This is a genomic window from Dictyobacter arantiisoli (assembly GCF_008326305.1).
Lineage (GTDB): Bacteria > Chloroflexota > Ktedonobacteria > Ktedonobacterales > Ktedonobacteraceae > Dictyobacter > Dictyobacter arantiisoli.
In genome coordinates this window covers 83674-101758 of sequence record NZ_BIXY01000014.1, presented here as the reverse complement: position 1 = coordinate 101758, position 18085 = coordinate 83674, and the positions used below count along the sequence as shown (strand labels likewise).

General features: G+C 50.8%; 14 protein-coding genes. 4 read left to right on the top strand and 10 right to left on the bottom strand.

The window, feature by feature from the left end; genetic code table 11:
* The first annotated feature begins 396 nt into the window (after positions 1–396).
* Both F1593_RS06875 and F1593_RS06870 read left to right on the top strand, forming a co-directional pair.
* Positions 397–930 (top strand): GNAT family N-acetyltransferase, encoded by a 534-nt coding sequence (locus F1593_RS06875; RefSeq protein ID WP_149400816.1) that lies wholly within the window; start codon positions 397–399, stop codon positions 928–930.
* 95 nt (positions 931–1025) lie between these two features.
* Positions 1026–1784: a hypothetical protein gene (locus tag F1593_RS06870; RefSeq protein ID WP_149400815.1), complete on the top strand. Its 759-nt coding sequence runs from the start codon at positions 1026–1028 to the stop codon at positions 1782–1784.
* A 51-nt stretch (positions 1785–1835) separates the two neighbouring features.
* On the opposite strand, the gene F1593_RS06865 is transcribed toward F1593_RS06870, so the two are convergent.
* The 8 genes from F1593_RS06865 to F1593_RS06830 form a co-directional block, all read right to left on the bottom strand.
* On the bottom strand, positions 1836–2930 hold the full coding sequence (locus F1593_RS06865; RefSeq protein ID WP_172631923.1) for a Gfo/Idh/MocA family protein: 1095 nt from the start codon (positions 2928–2930) through the stop codon (positions 1836–1838).
* 206 nt (positions 2931–3136) lie between these two features.
* A complete protein-coding gene (locus F1593_RS06860; RefSeq protein WP_149400813.1) occupies positions 3137–4156 on the bottom strand; it encodes an SRPBCC family protein in 1020 nt (339 codons plus the stop codon).
* 232 nt (positions 4157–4388) lie between these two features.
* Positions 4389–5297, bottom strand: a complete 909-nt coding sequence (locus F1593_RS06855) for an SRPBCC family protein (RefSeq protein WP_149400812.1) — start codon at positions 5295–5297, stop codon at positions 4389–4391.
* 291 nt (positions 5298–5588) lie between these two features.
* Positions 5589–6467 carry a PrsW family intramembrane metalloprotease gene (locus F1593_RS06850; protein WP_149400811.1) on the bottom strand — a complete coding sequence of 293 codons (879 nt, stop codon included), beginning with the start codon at positions 6465–6467 and terminating at the stop codon, positions 5589–5591.
* 226 nt (positions 6468–6693) lie between these two features.
* Positions 6694–7104, bottom strand: coding sequence for a DUF2000 family protein (locus F1593_RS06845; protein ID WP_149400810.1), 411 nt, complete (start codon positions 7102–7104; stop codon positions 6694–6696).
* A 98-nt stretch (positions 7105–7202) separates the two neighbouring features.
* Positions 7203–7646 carry a MarR family winged helix-turn-helix transcriptional regulator gene (locus F1593_RS06840; RefSeq protein ID WP_149400809.1) on the bottom strand — a complete coding sequence of 148 codons (444 nt, stop codon included), beginning with the start codon at positions 7644–7646 and terminating at the stop codon, positions 7203–7205.
* A gap of 277 nt (positions 7647–7923) precedes the next feature.
* Positions 7924–9330, bottom strand: coding sequence for a GTPase HflX (gene hflX, locus F1593_RS06835; protein WP_235932509.1), 1407 nt, complete (start codon positions 9328–9330; stop codon positions 7924–7926).
* A gap of 632 nt (positions 9331–9962) precedes the next feature.
* The gene (locus F1593_RS06830; protein ID WP_149400808.1) at positions 9963–10205 is read right to left on the bottom strand and encodes a sulfurtransferase TusA family protein; all 243 of its coding nucleotides are present in this window, start codon (positions 10203–10205) and stop codon (positions 9963–9965) included.
* Between the two features lie 589 nt (positions 10206–10794).
* Here F1593_RS06830 and metG point away from each other — a divergent pair.
* Positions 10795–12402, top strand: coding sequence for a methionine--tRNA ligase (metG, locus tag F1593_RS06825; RefSeq protein ID WP_172631922.1), 1608 nt, complete (start codon positions 10795–10797; stop codon positions 12400–12402).
* A gap of 873 nt (positions 12403–13275) precedes the next feature.
* Positions 13276–14217, top strand: a complete 942-nt coding sequence (locus F1593_RS06820) for a glycosyltransferase family 2 protein (protein ID WP_235932508.1) — start codon at positions 13276–13278, stop codon at positions 14215–14217.
* A 106-nt stretch (positions 14218–14323) separates the two neighbouring features.
* On the opposite strand, the gene F1593_RS06815 is transcribed toward F1593_RS06820, so the two are convergent.
* Positions 14324–16120: a serine/threonine-protein kinase gene (locus F1593_RS06815; protein WP_149400806.1), complete on the bottom strand. Its 1797-nt coding sequence runs from the start codon at positions 16118–16120 to the stop codon at positions 14324–14326.
* Between the two features lie 185 nt (positions 16121–16305).
* Positions 16306–18018, bottom strand: coding sequence for a tetratricopeptide repeat protein (locus F1593_RS06810; RefSeq protein ID WP_149400805.1), 1713 nt, complete (start codon positions 18016–18018; stop codon positions 16306–16308).
* Positions 18019–18085 lie beyond the last annotated feature (67 nt).

Genomic DNA, 18085 nt, shown 5'->3' with positions numbered 1-18085 from the left:
GGAGACGGAGAGCCAGGCTGGAAAACCCTCTGGAAAGGTTGGCTATACATCCAAACGCTTGTAGAAGGAATTCACCTGGCTTCTGAACTCACACTTGAATAGAAATATGTGGGTAACAGACAGGGTCGCAACCGAGGTGCGCTTTGCCGTTGCTCGTACGATTCCCTCGGTCGTGGCATAGTGTCCAGGAGAGCGTTGGGGGCGAAATGGAGGTACGAGACGAGGAAAGCGCACCTCGGCTGCGGCCTTGGCACGCACCTACACTTCTCCATCGAGATCCTCGTTCGTTGAGCGGTCTTGTCCGTGAAGGGTGGCTCCTACGGTGGAGGGAGATTGCAAGATTGAGTTGATCCACCCGACAATAGGTGATAATTGGTTGATTGAGAGGACAGATTGATGCTGTTTCTAACCGAGCCACAGACACAATATAAGGAGAGCTTCCTGGAGGCTTTACAGGAGTTTCAGCAGGAAGGGGTCTTTTTACAATACAACCGGAATTATCTAATGAGCAACTTTGATAGCTTTGTGGAGCAGATGCGTAAAACTGCTTTTGCTCCACATTCCTCTCTCCCACCCAATTATGTGCCATATACTTCTTACTGGCTGATCGAAGGCGATGAGCAGTCTGGTGTCTATGTCGGCACTCTGACGGTGCGCCACGAATTGAATGCCTTTCTTTTGAAGGTTGCCGGTCATATCGGCTATCAAATTCGCCCTTCCTGGCGGCGCAAGGGCTATGGCCGCCAGATCTTGCAGTTAGGATTGCGTAAGGCGCTGGCCCTGGGGATTACACGTGCGTTGGTGACCTGCGATGAAACCAATATTGGTTCGAAGAAAGTGATTGAATATAACGGCGGACAATTTGAAAATGCAGTCTATATTGAAGGCTCTCCCGTCAAAAAGTTACGCTATTGGATTGATATCGCTTGATCGTGGATTGATAGCGCTTGATAGCGGATTGATATCGTTTGATCGCAAAATCCTGATGCTCGTTCATCTTCTATGAAAGAAAAAGGAGTGGTTTCATGTTTGATGTAGCTCCTCTTGTGCCCGAAGCGCGTGCCGTTGCTCAGGCCGCCGCTCGCATTTACTGGCAGCATCTTCAGAATGCTCTGCAAGGTATCCTGATCCATGGTTCGGCCCTGAAAGGTGGCATTATCGAGGGCTGTAGTGATATTGATTTTCGGCTCTATCTCTCTGCTACGCTACTCACACCAGCGGGACAACTGCCCCTGCCGCTCAGCATGGCAATCCAGCGTGATCTCACAGCGATTGATCTCGCGCCTTTCCAATATATCCAGGCATATGTCACCTCCTCGCAAACGGCCCATCAGCATGGAGGACCGCTTCCGGGAGCCTATCATATGCTCTATGGTACGCTTCCCGTGCCAGAAGCAACCCTGCCAGAGCTGCTACAACGCGCCAGAGAGACAATCGAGCGTGCCCAGCATGTCCCTGCCAGAGTAGCGGCCGAACTCCTGGAAGCCGGTGGAAATCGCCTCCAACTGCGCGTCCGCTATATGTGTACGGATGTCTGGCCCGTGATGTATAGCGTCCTGGCATTACAGGCTCCGCAACCCCTTGAAATCTGGCGGCTCTCCAAACAATCAGCTATGTATCTGCTGCCCGCCAATGCTCCGCTGGGACGGAGCATACGCCGCTTCTCGCAATGTGTGCATACCTATTATGAGCAATCTCACAGCACCGAAAACGCCCTGGCCGTCCTTGAACAAGGCGTTGCCTTTCTGGAAGCCGCCACGCACTGGTACGCAAGCTATCGCTAAGCGGCATCTGAAAATCCTACTTATCCTGATCAGTGAGCACCCTATAGCCTGTTAAAAGGTGATAACACTATGCTCACGGGCGCTGGCCTGGGCTGCTTCGATGACGCGAATGACATCGATCACACTGGCAGGATCTACCGGGACCGGAGCAATCTGGATAATAGAATCGCGCACCCCGGCATAGAATTGTTCATAGGCTCCTGGGACCGTTTCAATGGGTCCATCAAGATGCAGTCCAGTACTTTCGAGCGTAGTTGAGACGCGGCCCCATAATTCGCGGGGCTCGCTGCCCCAATCGGCTGCTCCAGGCTGTTTGCCTGCCCTGAGCGCGTCTTCCTGAGGATCGAGTCCCCATTTTTCATAAGTGCCGTGCAGCCCGCAGAGGCGTACGCGTGGCCCGGATATCCTGGCGACCTGACTCATCCAGAGATGAGCGGTGATGCCGCTGGGAAAGCGCAGAGCTACAAAGCTATCATCATCGACCAGGGCTCCGGGGCGGCGGATCTCCATTTCAGCGTAGACCTGTTCAGGCGTTCCAAAGAGGTGTAAGGCTTGATCGATCAGATGGCTACCGAGATCATAGAGTTGACCGCCAGCCGCCTGGGGATCGGCTGACTCGCGCCAGACACCGTGCCGTGGGGTTGGACGATAGCGCTCAAAGCGAGATTCAAAGCGGGTAATCGGTCCCAATAGATTAGATGCCAGGATCTTTTTGACAGTCAGAAAGTCGTTATCCCAGCGTCGATTCTGGAAGATGGTAAGGAGCTGACCGGTATCCTGACTGGTGCTCAGGAGTCGCTGGGCGTCAGCGACAGTGGCGGCCATAGGTTTATCGACGACCACCGGGAGACCTGCCCGCATGGCGGCGCTACCCAGTGTGACATGAGTACTATTGCTGGTCGCGACGACTACGAGGTCATAGTCACCGGCATCGTGCCAGAGCTCTTTGACATGCGTTAGGATTTTGGCATGAGGATAGCGTTGATGAGCGCTTTGCTGGCGTTCTGGCTTGCTGGTCACGATAGCAGAAACCTGCATCCCGGGTATCGCATCGATCAATGGGGCATGAAATACTGAACCGGCTAAGCCATAGCCGATAATTGCGACGCGTACAGATGGTGACGCGTTTATTTCTTGAGTTAACATGATATACTCCTTTGTGCTCATGGAGAGTGTGCGTTTGCTACAAAATAGCCGACCTTGATGTATAATAATGATATTTGCTGAATGATTGCAAGATGTGCAGTGCCTGCGACCTGAAAGAGAAGGTTTTTGGAAGGTTCAGTTCGTACAGAAGATGATAGCCCCACCATTTCGGCCAGGGCTATCATTAGTGAATACATGCGGTTATATTACTTCTCTTGAGGAAGGTCTTCTTCAGCGGGTAAGCGATTGGGATCGCGTGCGGCATCGGTTCCATAGATGTTGTTGCGCCAGGGCGATTCGGTTTCGATGTCGGCCGCCGATTGGGTATTGACCGAGGTGTTTTTTTTAGGTCTACGCGTTAACATAGGATCTTCATGATGCTGCGGGAAGCGCTCCATACGCCCATCTTTATCTCCCAGGGCGGTGCGATCCATGGAGGCATTGCGGCCACCAATGGTGTCATGCACGGGATCGAGCTCGGGCTGTGCCGTGGTTTCGGCTGGCTCATTGGCCCGGCTGGCGGTATCCTTTTCAGCCTGTCTGCGTAAGGCTTCAGCCTGCTCCTGGGCAGCCTGCGCAGTGCGCTCACGTTGCCGCTGGTGTTCAGCCTCTTCTTGCTGGCGTCGCCGTTGGCGAAGCTGCTCTTCCTGTTGAATGGAGCCCTGACGGGATTGCAGCGCCTGCTGATCCATCATGGGATCAGCGTTCATTGATGCTTTCTGTTGCGCGGTGATTTCATTCTTCGCTACACTACTGCCCTGATGGAACAGGTAATGGGAATCCATCGGATCGAGAGCCCCGGCGGGTGCCTCTTCAACCATTCTGGCGAAATTCTCAAGATCATGTTGGAGGACTTCCTCGAAGCGTATGTTCACACCCAGCGAATTGACGATTTTTCCGACTACGCCTGCTGGTGGTGTATAGCTGATATAAACAGAGACCCGTGTGCGGCTGGCATCAACTGCGGCAAAACGTACCCGTCCTTTATTCTCTAGCCCATTTGTCGAGCGCCAGCCAATCTGCTGATTGGGAATCCAGTCTTCGTTGATGGCATCCCATTCATGTGTTCCAACAATCTGAGCCACCCAATGGCTGCGTTGCTCGTCATCATACGTAACTTCTTTAATGAAGCTCATAAACTTGGGGAAATCATTGAAATGGCTGAAGAAGGCATAGACTTGTTGGAGTGGTGCCTGTACGACCACTGAACCCTGATGTTCTGACATACCGTTGTTCCTCCTTTATCCACATAACAGGGACATATCTATAGGTAAATGTGTGTCTTTTTGATGATTGACAGTTCTGACAACTAAGAATGAACTGACCAGGTTTGCTCTGCTTTATCTAGCAGTATGGGGAGCAAACCTGGTCATAGTTTTTTTTCTGGGCTGATAAGCTATCCTATATCATGTACACGTAAGAGAAGCCCAAACGGTTGTCCTGATGAAGGAGAAATGCTTACTCTTCGCCCTGTGGTTTGGCGGAAATGACGGGTTTACGGGGACGACGTGAGGTCATCGGGTCCTGTGCAAAGTTGGGTATGCGAGCTCGCATACCGTCCTTATCACCCAATCCATGGGCCCAGGCCGCATAGGTATGGCGAGGATCTAAGGGAATAGAGGCTGCTTTGCGCCGCGCCTCTTCGCGTTCCCGCATCTCCTGTTGGCGTTTGATCGCTTCCCTGGCTAAAATTTCGGATTGCTCACGTTGCCGTGCCTGTTCACTTTCCAGTTTTCGTTGCCGTTCAGTTGCCTGGGTGGCTGCCAGTTGTTGACGTAGTGTGGCCTCTTGCGCGATTTTTGCCTCACGTTCCGATAAGGCCTGTGGACTCATCATGGGATCGCGTTCCATGGCTGCTTTTTGACGGGGCGTGATATCCCCTTTGCGGGCCGCGCTCTCCTCATGGAACAGATAATGTGAGGACATAGGATCAAGTGCTCCAACGGGAGCCTCCTCGACCATACGTGCAAAGTTAGCGAGATCTTTATGCAGGCTGGCGTCAAAGTAGCCATTGGCTCCAAAATGATTCCCGAGATTGCCCAGTGGTCCGGTTGGAGGAGTATAGCGAATATAGACATCCACGCTGGTACGGTTAGGACCCAGAGCATGGAATTTTACCTTGCCCGTATTCTTCAAACCACGTGTTGAACGCCAACCAATCTGTTTATCTGGAATCCAATCTTCATTGATGGCATCCCATTCATACTGACCTAAGACTTTGACAACCCAATGGCTGCGCATATCATCGTGATATGTCACCTCTTTGACAAAGCTCATAAATTTGGGAAAATCGTTGAAATGCGTGAAGAGTTCGTAGACTTGATGAACCGGCGCTTTAACGATTACCGAGGCAGAATGCTCAACCATAGCTGTTCCTCCTTCAAGAGGGAGATGCACTCGCTTGTATACCACGCGCTACAAGGCAAAGTTAGCGATCAAACAGCGATCGATATGTAGGAGAGGATCGATACAATACACGTGCATGCATATCTACGTATAACTATTTGCGTTCTTGTATTGCGAAAGAAATCGTATATCGCTAGCAGCAGCAATGATATCTTAGTATACCATGCTGTTTTATGATAATCAATGCTACTGCATGCTGTCGGTTTATCAATACTTGAGCTTGTCAGGCATATGTAAGGGGCCGCAGACAATCTATCCCCGGGCTGGCTGGCGGAGGTGCGGACGGGCATCGACGCGATAGAAGATGATGAGGACGATGAGGCCAGTGCAACTGATGACCAGATTTGAGACCGAGAGAGGGATGCCGGGAGGGATGACCAGATAGATAGTCTGTGGTAAGCCATCCCAGGCTCCGTGCAGGATGGAGACAAAGAGATAGGTGATAATGACGGCGGGTGTGATGTGGAAGCGGTTGTTGTAACTGTTATGAAACAGGACCGAGGCCAGTATCGCGGTCCAGGTGCCGTGTCCAAAGGGAGCCAGCAGGCCACGGAAGATGGTGATAACAATTGAGCTTCCGAAATGTCCTTGTCCCATCATGAAGGTAGTGAATGCATAGCCAGTACTTTCGAGGGCCGCGAAACCCATACCAACTGCAGCCCCAAGCAAGAGACCATCCAGAGCTGAGGTATGGCGCATCTTACGGGCCAGCCATACAACCGCCAGGATCTTACATCCCTCCTCGATCAGCCCCACCAGCATGCCAGCACCAAATGATAGCCTTCCATTCGCGGTTGGTGGGGGAACGAGCAGGGCTTCCAGGACCGCCGCGCCCAGTGTCCCCAGGATGCCTCCCATACCGAAACTTTTGGCGATTGTCTCCGCCGACAGAGAACTGATATTCTGATGATCATAGAGAAAGATTACAAATACAATTGGAATGAGAAAGTTGCCGATGATAATGACAGTGGGATAGAGATTACTATTCTCCGTCCAAAACATCACCAGGATAGAGATCACGAATAGGAGCAGACCGATAATGAGTGCCGAGAGCCATCCATGTCCTCGTCGCTGTGGCATCACTAGCTCGTTGGCTGGCTGTTCAGGTGGGACGCGGTTCGATGGCACCATACTCTTAACCCCTTTCGGCAAAAGCAGCACACAAACTCTCTGTATCCTATACTGGCCTGCAGAAGCGTTGCTTCATTCTATCGCAAGCAACCAGACTTTGCATGCTCGTCCATTCCCATCCCTTTTATCAAGCTATGAGACCTTGCCAGCGAATAGTGTACGCTGCTGGTGGATAGTAGTGGTCGATTGCACTCACCTTTTCCGATATGGGTGGACCCTTATGAAGTTACTGATGAAACTTCAGTTTATCGACAACTTTGTCGACGACTTTTCTCTCTGCTCTGATGGCGAGACCTACCAGATTCAGACTCTCTCGTTCGACACTGCGTACAGCATCACGATTGGCAGCATCATGGGTGGTCGAAAACATCTCTTCGGTATAAAGTGCAGGTTGTACACCTCGTGAGAGCGCGCGATCCAGCACCCGTGCTAAGGCGGCACGATCAGCTCCATAAACCAATATAGGTTGACCGATGAGCCGCTGATACTTATTCCCGGATGCATCCTCGTATGATTCTCCAATACTGTCCGGGTAAGAGGCAGCAATTCCGCTTGTCAGGAATGCTGCTACATTCATCTTCTGCCATACTGCTAAATCGTCTCGAATAATCAATGCGATTTTTGTATCAAAAAACATAAAAAGAATCCTCGCTTTACAATCTTTTGTGAAAACGTCCACGTGCGTAGTACCCTCATGAGGTTTCGTCGTGATATTTGCTTCTCTCTCAACTGCTATCAATTCGCAGATGGATGTTCCGCCTGCTTCCAGACAGCAATGGTCACGAGCAGATTCCGCAGAAGCTTTCTCTCTTCAGGAGGCAAGTCGCCGAGAAAATCCTCATTCATCTGGTCCATCTCACGGTCAAGTGGTGCTTGAAGATCGCGCCCACGAGCAGTGAGGGCCACCCTATTCACACGGCGATCGGTCTCATGCGCCTTGCGCTCGATCAGCCCCGCATGTTCCAGACGATCAAGCAGTCCTGTCATCGTTGCGCTATCTAACAGCAGGCGCTCGCCCAATTCGGCACCGCTCTGCTGATCGTGCTCCCAGAGGACCTTGAGCAGCGCGTACTGTACGGGCGTGATTCCATAGGGAACCAGGCGCAATTTGGCCGACTGCGTGACGCGCTGATATGCCTTGCCGAGATAGAAGCTTAGACAATCCTCAATCTTATCCATGAAAACCTCCTCTTGAGAGAGAAACAATCCTCTCTTACCGCACTGCATGTGGACAAGTATAAAACACACAGAATGCTTTTACAATAGTTGCTTGTATGCAAGATACTTTGTGCAAAGGCATCCACCCTTCGTGAGGCAGAAGCCATCTTTGGAAATCATTTAGCGGCTCAATGAATGGGATCTATGGAGTTTGGGGAAGCAGGAGAGGGCAGAAAGAAAGGCACGAGCGTGTTGTACGCCGTGCCTTTCCTGTCAAAAAGCTGATATGCTCTGTCGATCAGGGTTTTAATACCGCTTTTTCCTGCTGGATGAATTGAACTTTGCCCATAACTTTTGTGGTACGCTTTGTGTTTTGCTGATAGGCATAGAAAGGTCCACTATGGTTGTCGGGCACATGTCCACGGAGATGCGTACCCTGTTCTACATATTCCTCAAGCTCAATCGTGCCATACTGATGGAATTGAGCCACCAGATCACCACGATCGTAGGGAAGGATCACATCGAGGCTGACGAACTGCTCGATCAGGGCGTTGCTGATGCTGCGTAACAGATCCTCAACACCTGTGCCTTGCATGGCTGAGACTTTGACGACCGGCAAGGTCGCGGCGATCCCTTTGAGATGAATCACGAGATTCTCTGGCAAGAGATCGGCCTTATTCAAGGCCAGCACCATTGGCAAACCGCCCGCGCCGATATCTTCCAATACCTGCTCGACGGCCTCAATTTGATGGTGAACGTAGGGATGTGAGGCATCGACAACGTGAACCAGGAGATCAGCTTCGGACACCTCTTCCAGTGTGGCGCGGAAGGCCGCAACCAGCGTCGTAGGAAGGCGTTGTACAAAGCCCACGGTATCGGAGAAAAGTATCTCCTGACCGCCTGACAGCCGTACGCGACGGGTGGTAGGATCAAGCGTGGCGAAAAGCTTATCTTCAGCCAGTGTCTGTATCCCTCCAGCTAACTGATTGAGGAGTGTGGACTTACCTGCATTGGTATAGCCTACCAGGGCAACGACGGGCGCGCCAGCGTATTTACGGCGCTCACGATGGAGCTGGCGCTGGCTACGTACCAGATCCAACTCTTCTTCCAGTTGATCCTTCTGACGCCGTAGCATACGGCGGTCAACCTCGATCTGCTTTTCACCTTCACCACGCTGATTGGTACCACCACCGCTCTGACGGGATAAGTGGGACCATTGACGCGTCAGGCGTGGCAGATCATACTCGACCTGTGCCAACTCAACCTGTAAGCGGCCCTCACGTGTACGGGCACGCTGACCAAAGATGATCAAGATCAGGGCCGTACGATCCAGTACCTGTATTTCCAGTTCGCGTTCAAGATTGCGATGTTGATTAGGGCGTAGCTCCAGATCGAAGATCACCGCATCACAATCCTGCCCATGCAGCATTTCGGCTAATTCTTTTACCTTTCCCGAACCCAGCAGGGTCGCGGAATGGGGATGATCCATGCGCTGTATCACACGTTCAACGCACGTTACGCCTGCTGTCGTTGCCAATTGCTCCAACTCATCCAGCGACTCACCAATGGGCCAATCCGTCTCTTTTGAATCGATACTGACCAGGATTGCCCGCATCGGGGCATCGGCGAGCAAGCCGCGCATCGGTTTCTGTTCATTGTTCTCATCTTTTTTATCGTTTGTACGAGGTAAATCGTGTTCCGGCAAATTATGCTCCTTTAAGCTCTCTTCTCGGAAGCTGTCTGGTGACAGCGTGTTTTATCTATGTGTTTGTTGTTTGGTTGGGTTTGTGTTTATCCATTCCTGGTAGGTGCGTTGCCGTGAGAGCTTGTATGCTATGACTGTATAGCTAACAACTGAGTGGTGGTGTGCCTGCTAATAGAAGGATAACATGCATCTTATTCTTGCGTAGGGAGAAAATGAAAGTGCAGATGAGATGGATAACAACGAAAAGCCTTCATTAACAGGTACCGTACCACTCAGCGCAGCCAGTATCCTCTGAGGGCATACTAAAGCTGTCACCACCTGTGTTACACGGTTGATCCATGGTTAATTAAAAGCTATCACGCGTTGTTTCTCCTATAAATGATGTTGTACTATCAATAGTACCCAATAAAAACTCAAAAGTCAAGACTTTTCACATCTCATGCGTGAGAGCAGGACGCCAGATCCAACGCATGCGGGAGTGCGCAACCAGCTCACTCTCGTGCTGTGACCCAACCCCGTTACCTTTGCTCGTACAACGCTCTCGCCCCAACGCTCTGCACTGTCCACTGGCACGGATGTTGGGGAGGAATGGCCTACGAGTGGGATGCTCGTAGGATGAGATTTGGAATACCCTATTTTTTTTGGATGAGATAGGTGTTTTCGAGGAGATTGACATCCAACAGGGGATTGCCAGTGGTGCGGCACCAGACCTTAATATCCAGCGGTGCGGCTGGATCATTGGCGATGACAAGGAGCGTCTGACCTGTTGATAGATCCGCTATGGCATCTGCAATATTCTCTAATAAACGACTGCATCCTTCTGTACCAAGATCAAGTATCCGATCTGCCTGTGTCGTAGCGTTTGAACCATCCATATGAGAAGCCCTTTCGCGAGAATATACTAGCATATCGATCTTTGTGCGCCGCTGTCATCTTTAAAATAGCATCATTTCTTGTAGAATGATGAGATTGGAACCATTGTAACACATCCCTTATGGCTCTGGCATGTGTATTTATGACAATCTTGATCAAGTTTCTATGTACGAATTATGATGAAGAAAATCTATCCCGTGTGATTTCCAGTTTCTATCTCAGACATAAAAACTTGACAAAAGAGGACATTTCTCGCTACACTTACAGAAGACGCCTTTTTAAATGCGTAACTTTGATGAGCACTGCCCAGTTTATAGTGCAGCAGGGGAGTTGATACACTTTGCTACAGACACAATCAAATTCTCAATATTTTATGCATAGCATGCGTTCCCGGATACCCATGCCTCATATGAATATGATGGCAATGATGGTATGCCGTAAAGTGTCTGTGTCCTCCTTCTCGTGCGATAGCGGATCTCTGAAGCAGTAAAGTATCTCGACAGAGCAAATTCAGGAGTGCAGATGACACCATCTGCACTCCTTTCTTTTTGCGTTTCGTTGCCTCCCTTTCAGTTTATAGAGGATGAAATCATGACAATAGAGCCCCTTACTGATACCGCCAGTAGTACGTCAGCTACTGATAAGCCACGTTACTATGTGACGACCGCCATTGATTATCCCAATGGTGCGCCACATATTGGGCATGCGTTGGAGAAGGTTGCCGCCGATATCGTGGCCCGCTATCATCGCTTGCGCGGACACGATACCTTTTTTAGCATGGGTATTGATGAGAATAGCTTGCATGTCTTGCAGACGGCCCGTGCCCACAATGTCGAGCCCCACGCCTGGATCAATGCGTTGGATGAACAGTTCCGCCATGCCTGGAGCAAGCTCGATCTATCTTATGACTATTGGATGCGTACCACTGAGCCGCAGCATATCCGTGCCTCCCAGGAGATGTTTCAACGTGCGCTCGCTAAAGGGGATATCTACCGCGCTACCTATTCTGGCTGGTATTGTCCCAACTGTAATACCTTTTATAATACTGAAGATTTGATAGGTGGACGTTGTCCAAGTCATCCCTCGCTATCCCCAGAATGGCTGGATGAAGAGAATTACTTCTTCGCGCTCTCCAAATATAGTGACCAGCTTCTGGCGCATATCGAGTCGCATCCTGATTTTATCGTGCCTGCCTCACGCCGGGCCGAAGTGATCTCTTTCATTCATCAAGGACTCCGTGACTTCTCTGTCTCGCGTCAGGTACGGGCGGGTATCGAAAACTGGGGAATTCCGGTGCCTGGTGATCCACAGCACGTCATTTACGTCTGGTTCGATGCCCTGACTAACTATCTGACTGCCGTAGGTTTCCTCTCTGATGAGCAGCAATTTCAGCATTACTGGCCTGCCGATGCGCATGTAATTGGAAAAGATATCACGCGTTTCCACTGTCTCTACTGGCCCGCTATGTTGCTCTCGGTTGATTTACCACTTCCCAAACAGATTGCTGTGCATGGTTTCCTCGCATTGGAGAGCCATCGCATCTCCAAAACACTCGGCAACGTCATCGATCCCGTGACACTCGTCGACAAAGTTGGTGTGGATGCAGTACGTTATTATCTGGCCCGCCAGCTCTCATTTGCCTCAGATGGAGACTTCTCACGTACTGGATTGTTGCGCTTCTACAATGATGAACTCGGCAACGATCTGGGAAATCTGCTCAATCGTGTCGTCTCGATGCTCAACCGTTATCGCCAGGGAAATGTCCCGCTAGCCGGACCCGCGGGAGCACTTGAGCTGGAGCTACAGGGTATGGCGAAAAGCATCCGTCGCCGAGCCGAGCAATCTATTGAGCGCTGGGAGATTGGACAGGCACTGTCGACTATCTGGACCTTTGTGAAGCGTGTGAACCAGTACATTGAGCAGAATGCTCCCTGGCAACTCGCCAAAAATCCCGCCGAGGAACAACATCTGGATACTGTGCTTGCCAGTGCTGCAGAAGCCACGCGCATCCTTGCTATTCTCCTCGCACCCTATCTACCCACCTCCGCTTCTCGTATCATGGAGCAATTGGGATTGCCACCGATTGAGGCTGGAGCCTGGGATGAACAGAGTGCCTGGGGGAGTGTTCCACTTACCAGGATTGCTGGTGGCACGCTACTCTTTCCTCGTATTGATCCAGCAATTGCTGCCACCCTCTAGAAATTTAAATAGTGAGCACCCATACCTGTACTATGATTCCTATTGTCTCTGCGGTCTTCTCGCATGTTTTTTCGCACCTATGGTGCTCAAACATCTTTGTAGTGTGTGATGGAGAAAAAATTCGCAGAACTTTTTCTCCATCACACACTACAAAGGGTGGGCGCGATGCATTTTTGAGCTCACGTTTTCAAAATTGTATAAAGCCGAGCTGAGAGAGCGCTTGATTCCCATGCTTTTCACGATCTCAGTGCATGAATTTTCGCACCGATGGTGCTCAAGCATCTTTTTAGTATGTGGTGTAGAAAAAGTTCGCAGAACTTTTTCTACACCACATACTAAAAAGGGTGCAGGCGCGCAAGCGCCTGCCTGCAAGTGAGCGACAAGATTCTATTCCTTCTCTTGATCTTTTTTTGGATGGAATATTGGATAGTTGTTTGGTGTTTGCGTTGTTAGTAATATATGAATAGAGATAAAATGTAATAGTATAGGGAGCGAGAAGCGCGGTTTTCATCAAAGGCAGGGACATTATGGTTGCATTATTGCTAATGTTTGTGGTTGTGCTTGCCGTTCTACTTAGTGCTGTCCTTGTAAACATCTTTCTTAATTTAAGCGATCCTGAAGAGGATAGACCCCAGCGTCCTCCATTGCTGGATGATATACTCTTTGAATAAATGTCCTCCGTAACGCTCCTCATCTTTCATGTCATTCTGGCTTTCCTGGCCTTATTTTGCTACCAGATATCCTCTCTATGAGCACTGTTTACGAGTGTACATACAGAGGATGTTTGATTTTTGGCCTGTACTGTAGACTAAAAGTGTGGTATTTATCATGCAATGTATGCGTCACGATAGTGGAGAAAGAGGTTATCAGGCGATGAGACAGCGGCATTTTTTTTCTGGCTCTTTGAATGAGGTTCCGGGTGCTTTTTCTTGCTATGCTGTGCTCTGGAAAGCTCTCGCCAGTTTGGGGATGACTATCGGTGTGGTGGCCTTGTCGGCGATGGACGCGCATCCCATACAGGTTGGTGTTTTGCCTGAACAGGAGGTTGAATTGCCGCCTGCCTCAGCGGAAAAAACACCACTTGTCCATAGCATATCTGTAGTCTTGCCTGCCTATAATGAAGAGGCTGTGATCGAGCATACCCTCTCTGTCGTGGTGAGTGCATTGAAGAATTGGACGCATGATTTTGAAATTGTGCTGGTGAATGATGGCAGTAAAGATCGTACACGCACTCTGGTGGAACATACAGTACAGGTTGAACCGCGCATCCGCTTGATCAACCACCCTGCCAATAAAGGCTATGGCGCAGCTCTGGTCACTGGTTTCCATGCCGTTTCCAAGGATCTCGTCTTCTTTATGGATTCAGATGGACAGTTTGATATTCGCGATCTTGAACAGTTTTTTCCCTTGCTGGAGGATCACGATGCCGTGCTGGGCTATCGCAATCCTCGTCACGATCCCTGGATTCGCAAATTGAATGCCTGGGGCTGGAAGCAGTTAGTACGCCTGGTCTTTGGGGTGCAGGTCCGCGATCTGGATTGTGCCTTTAAGCTCTATCGAGCAGAATTCTTCCAGACGCTTGATCTTGAAACAGGCGGCGCGATGATTAATGCTGAGATTATGTATAAATTCAAACGTGCGGGCTATAGTTATACCGAAGTGGGTGTGAAACATTTGCCACGCGCTGGCGGTGAGGCAACGGGTGCAAAACCTCAAGTTATCCTGCGTGCATTGTACGAACTGTGTATTTTTGCCCGCAAGTGGAAGAAAGAAGAGCGTCTGCGGACAAGCAGGCATACTTCTCTGCCCAAATAGTACGCCTCTCCCCTCCTCTTCTCTCCTCTCTCTCATGCATTGGATAAGGACATTCCCCGCCAGCGCAGTGCGTGCGTTGAGCGGGGAAGGATGTGGATGACTCCAGTTAGTTTTTATATCCTCCCCAGCGGTTAGCACGCCGACGCGCTTTTTGCGCCTCTTGTGTATTACCCAGTGACTCATACACCTCAGCTTTTAATAACCAGGCACGAGGATAATTTTTATCCATTTCAGTGGCCTCGTTTAAGGCATCGAGCGCCGCTTTATTGTGCCCCAGTCGAATCAGTCCTTCGGCTTTATTGCACCAGGCTACCGCACTGCGGGGATTGATCAGCAGGGCACGGGTGTAGGCGTCGACGGCCCCGGTAAAATCATGCAGTACTGAGCGCGCATTGCCCAGACCATTCCATGCGTGGAAACTGCGTGCGTCAATCTTCAATGCCTGTTCATAGGATGCCCATGCCTCTTCAGGTGTGTTCATATCCAGTTGTGTATCAGCTTTACCATTCCAGGCCGCCACATAGAGTGGATCGATTGAGAGGGCCCGTTCAAAGTGGACCAGCGCCTGTTGATAGCGTTGTAGGCGGTTGAGCACTAATCCTGCGCTCACCCAGACCACAGCATTGTTTGGTTCAATCTCAGTTGCTCGCTGGTAGGATTCCAGGGCGCGACGATAATTTCCCTGATTATACAGCGCGGTTCCCTTGCCATTCCAGGCGTAGAAATTCAGTTGATCCATGCGCAAGGCTTCTTCGTACGCCTGCAATGCCTGTGAATAGAGCTGTTGTTTGAGATACTGATCACCCTCACGGCACTTTTCACGAATACTGCCTGTGCTGACATTGGCCTGCGCTGATGGATATTGCTGATTTTGATTATAGGTACTATTGGGAGAGATCCGCGCTTTATTCGTGCTCCGTACTACCGGGGGCGTACTAACGCGCGAGGAATTCGTCATATGGCGTGGCGTGCTGCCAGACGAATCATGGAGCACCGAACCAGAGAGCGAATTCCGTCCCCTCGCACCAGGACGATAGGCGTAATCGAAGGCACGCATAAATTCCATCATATCCGCATAGCGATCTTCGGGATGGGTCGCAAGGGCGCGCTGAAGTACCGTATCCAGCACGGATGGCAGATCTGGATTCAGCGTCGTAACCGGGGGAATAGCACCCCCGCGTGGATCTAATGGATGGTAGCCGGTTAACATTTCATACAGCACGACTGCGCTACCATACTGGTCACTGCGAGGATCGACGATGCCGCTACTCTGCTCGGGGGCCATATAGCCGACCGTGCCCCGGACCGTAATCGTCTTGCCCACACGTGCCCCGGGTTCCAGGGAGCGAGCAATGCCAAAATCAGTAATTACCAGGCGATAATCCTCTTGATGGATTAAAATATTTTCAGGTTTAATGTCACGATGAATAATTGGGCGTTGGCGGGTATGAGCATAATAGAGCGCACTGGCGAGTTGATGAAAATTATGGATAACTTCCTGAATCGGCAGCGGGCCATTTACCTGTGCGAGCCGGGTTCGCAAAGAACCATACGTATATAAAGGCATGACGAGAAAGACGCTTGAGCCATCCTTGCCATAATCGAGTATGGGAGCAATGTTGGGGTGATCTAGCGTCGCGGCGATCCGTGCTTCTCGCAAAAAGTGATCGCGTTCATTGGGCGTAGTTTTACTGGGTAACAGCACCTTGATGGCAATGTGACGTGATAGGTTTCTATCTATACCGCGAAATACTGCCGCATAACCACCCTTGCTCAGAAGAGCCTCCACAATATAACGACCAGCCAATGCGGTGTCTAATAACGGTAATGCACATGCTCTACAAAATAAATCGCTGTCCCGGTTGTCATATCCGCAGTCAACCTGATCGGCGCAGCGTCGCATTCCCTCCTCCGTATATGCATGACACCTTTCGTAGATGTCGGGTAGCTAGGGGCACCTGGTCAGTGGCACCGATGAGATGATTTGTCGCGTGAGATAGATAGCAGGCTTCTGGATAGATAACTGGCTCGGCATTGACCACTAGCGCGAACGAAGTTTTGCCAGATGAATGAACGTTTCCCTCTTCTTTATTTCTGCTCTTCTTCTTGTTGCCTGACCTGTTGGTCGAGTGAGCTGGCCCAATCCTGGCAGGTGACGGCTTCTGATGTGCGACCGAGCTTTTCCAGCACAACCGCTTTATTATACCAGGCATCTGGTTCTTCAGGCGCAAAGGATGTTGCTTGATCCAGGGCGGCCAGTGCCTCATCGAGTCGGCCCAGGGCGAAGAGTGAGAGTCCTTTATTATTCCAGGCTGCAATGTAATGCACATCGAGCGAGAGCGCACGATCAAAGGCGGCCAGTGCTTCTTGATGGCGGTGCAGTTCATGCAACAGACTTCCCTGATTATACCAGGCTGAGATGAGGCCGTCATCGTATTGCAGGGCGTGATCATAAGAATCGAGCGCATCTTCATAGTTCCTGAGTGCTGCTAATACGTTGCCTCGATTATACCACGCGCCAGCTAATGTTGGGTCAAGTGCTAAAGCTTGATCATAATCTGCCAGGGATTCCCGATAAAGACGTAAATCTCGTAAATCATTGGCCTTATCAAACCAGATCGTAGCATTGTTGGGATCAAGCTCGACGGCTCGTTCATGCAGGACGAGCGCCTTATCGGATTGCTTCAGACGGCGCAGGATATTGCCCTTGGTGTCCCAGAGCGCGGGTTGGCTGTCGTCAAGCGCGAAGGCACGATCAATAGCAATCAAGGATTCGTCATAGCGATGTAAACTGTAGAGAGTATCCCCCATCGCTTGCCAGATGGTGCTTTGCTGAGGATCCAGGAGCAAGGCGCGATCAAAAGCAACCAGGGCCTCTTCAGCGTAGCCCTGTTCTGCCAGCGCCATGCCGCGTCCACTCCAGGCGTACACATAATTTGGATCAAATGTGAGCGCCTGATCATAGCAGTACATCTCTTCATCATAGCGTTGAAGATCGTGCAGTACACTGGCCCGTGAGGTCCACAGTTCTGGATCATGTGGGCTGAGCGAAATCGCGTGGTTATAGGCTTGTAATGCCTCCTCTGCTCTTCCCAGATGCAACAGGGTGGCCCCCTTACCGCTCCATGCCTCGACTGAAGCTGTCTGTTGCTGGGATGCCATTTCGTAGGCAGCCAGTGCCTGTCCATAGACACCCTGCTCATACGCCAGATTGCCCTCCGAGAGCCAGTCATGAGCTTCAGGGATGGGCGTTTGTCGATTGGCGATGGGCTGACCCGTTTTGACAGCGCTCTCTCGCGCGCCGGGCACCGCGATCCGTAGTTGTGTCGCCTCTTCATCCCTGGTACTGACAGGTACAGGTGTTTGTGGAAAGAGGTCACTCGATATACGATTCACAAGCCGGGACAGCGTTGAGATAGGCGGTAGCTCAGGATTGGGCGCAGCTCCTGTTTTCACCATAAAGGCTACTGGACCATCCTGCCCATAATCAATCACGCGGATGCTGCCTGGATCATTCACATGGCTGGATAAAGACACCGCTAATTCAGCATCCTGCAAGAAATCCTCGCGCTCTCGGGCACTTGTATCCTTTGGAATAAGTGCCCGCACCGTCACTGGCTGTCGGGCATGCTGATCAGTAGCCTGGAAAGTAACCGTCCCACGATCCTTTCCGACCAGGGATTCTATTTGATAGCGGCCTTGTAGCAAGGTGCCCTTGATGGGGATACCGCAGTGTGAACAGAAGCGAGCCCCGTCTCGATTGTCAAATCCGCAACTTTTGAAGTCCAAACACTTCCCCATGACCGTCCGTCCTCCCTGTCCTACGCAATTCTTGTGTGCATAGAATGCATCGTTTCTCTACTGTATA

Bases quoted from the DNA above. Each gene is read 5' to 3' on its own strand.
- F1593_RS06875 (WP_149400816.1), top strand. From the start codon at position 397: ATGCTGTTTCTAACCGAGCCACAGACACAATATAAGGAGAGCTTCCTG.
- F1593_RS06870 (WP_149400815.1), top strand. From the start codon at position 1,026: ATGTTTGATGTAGCTCCTCTTGTGCCCGAAGCGCGTGCCGTTGCTCAG.
- F1593_RS06865 (WP_172631923.1), bottom strand. From the start codon at position 2,930: ATGTTAACTCAAGAAATAAACGCGTCACCATCTGTACGCGTCGCAATT.
- F1593_RS06860 (WP_149400813.1), bottom strand. From the start codon at position 4,156: ATGTCAGAACATCAGGGTTCAGTGGTCGTACAGGCACCACTCCAACAA.
- F1593_RS06855 (WP_149400812.1), bottom strand. From the start codon at position 5,297: ATGGTTGAGCATTCTGCCTCGGTAATCGTTAAAGCGCCGGTTCATCAA.
- F1593_RS06850 (WP_149400811.1), bottom strand. From the start codon at position 6,467: ATGGTGCCATCGAACCGCGTCCCACCTGAACAGCCAGCCAACGAGCTA.
- F1593_RS06845 (WP_149400810.1), bottom strand. From the start codon at position 7,104: ATGTTTTTTGATACAAAAATCGCATTGATTATTCGAGACGATTTAGCA.
- F1593_RS06840 (WP_149400809.1), bottom strand. From the start codon at position 7,646: ATGGATAAGATTGAGGATTGTCTAAGCTTCTATCTCGGCAAGGCATAT.
- F1593_RS06830 (WP_149400808.1), bottom strand. From the start codon at position 10,205: ATGGATGGTTCAAACGCTACGACACAGGCAGATCGGATACTTGATCTT.
- metG (WP_172631922.1), top strand. From the start codon at position 10,795: ATGACAATAGAGCCCCTTACTGATACCGCCAGTAGTACGTCAGCTACT.
- F1593_RS06820 (WP_235932508.1), top strand. From the start codon at position 13,276: ATGAGACAGCGGCATTTTTTTTCTGGCTCTTTGAATGAGGTTCCGGGT.
- F1593_RS06815 (WP_149400806.1), bottom strand. From the start codon at position 16,120: ATGCGACGCTGCGCCGATCAGGTTGACTGCGGATATGACAACCGGGAC.
- F1593_RS06810 (WP_149400805.1), bottom strand. From the start codon at position 18,018: ATGGGGAAGTGTTTGGACTTCAAAAGTTGCGGATTTGACAATCGAGAC.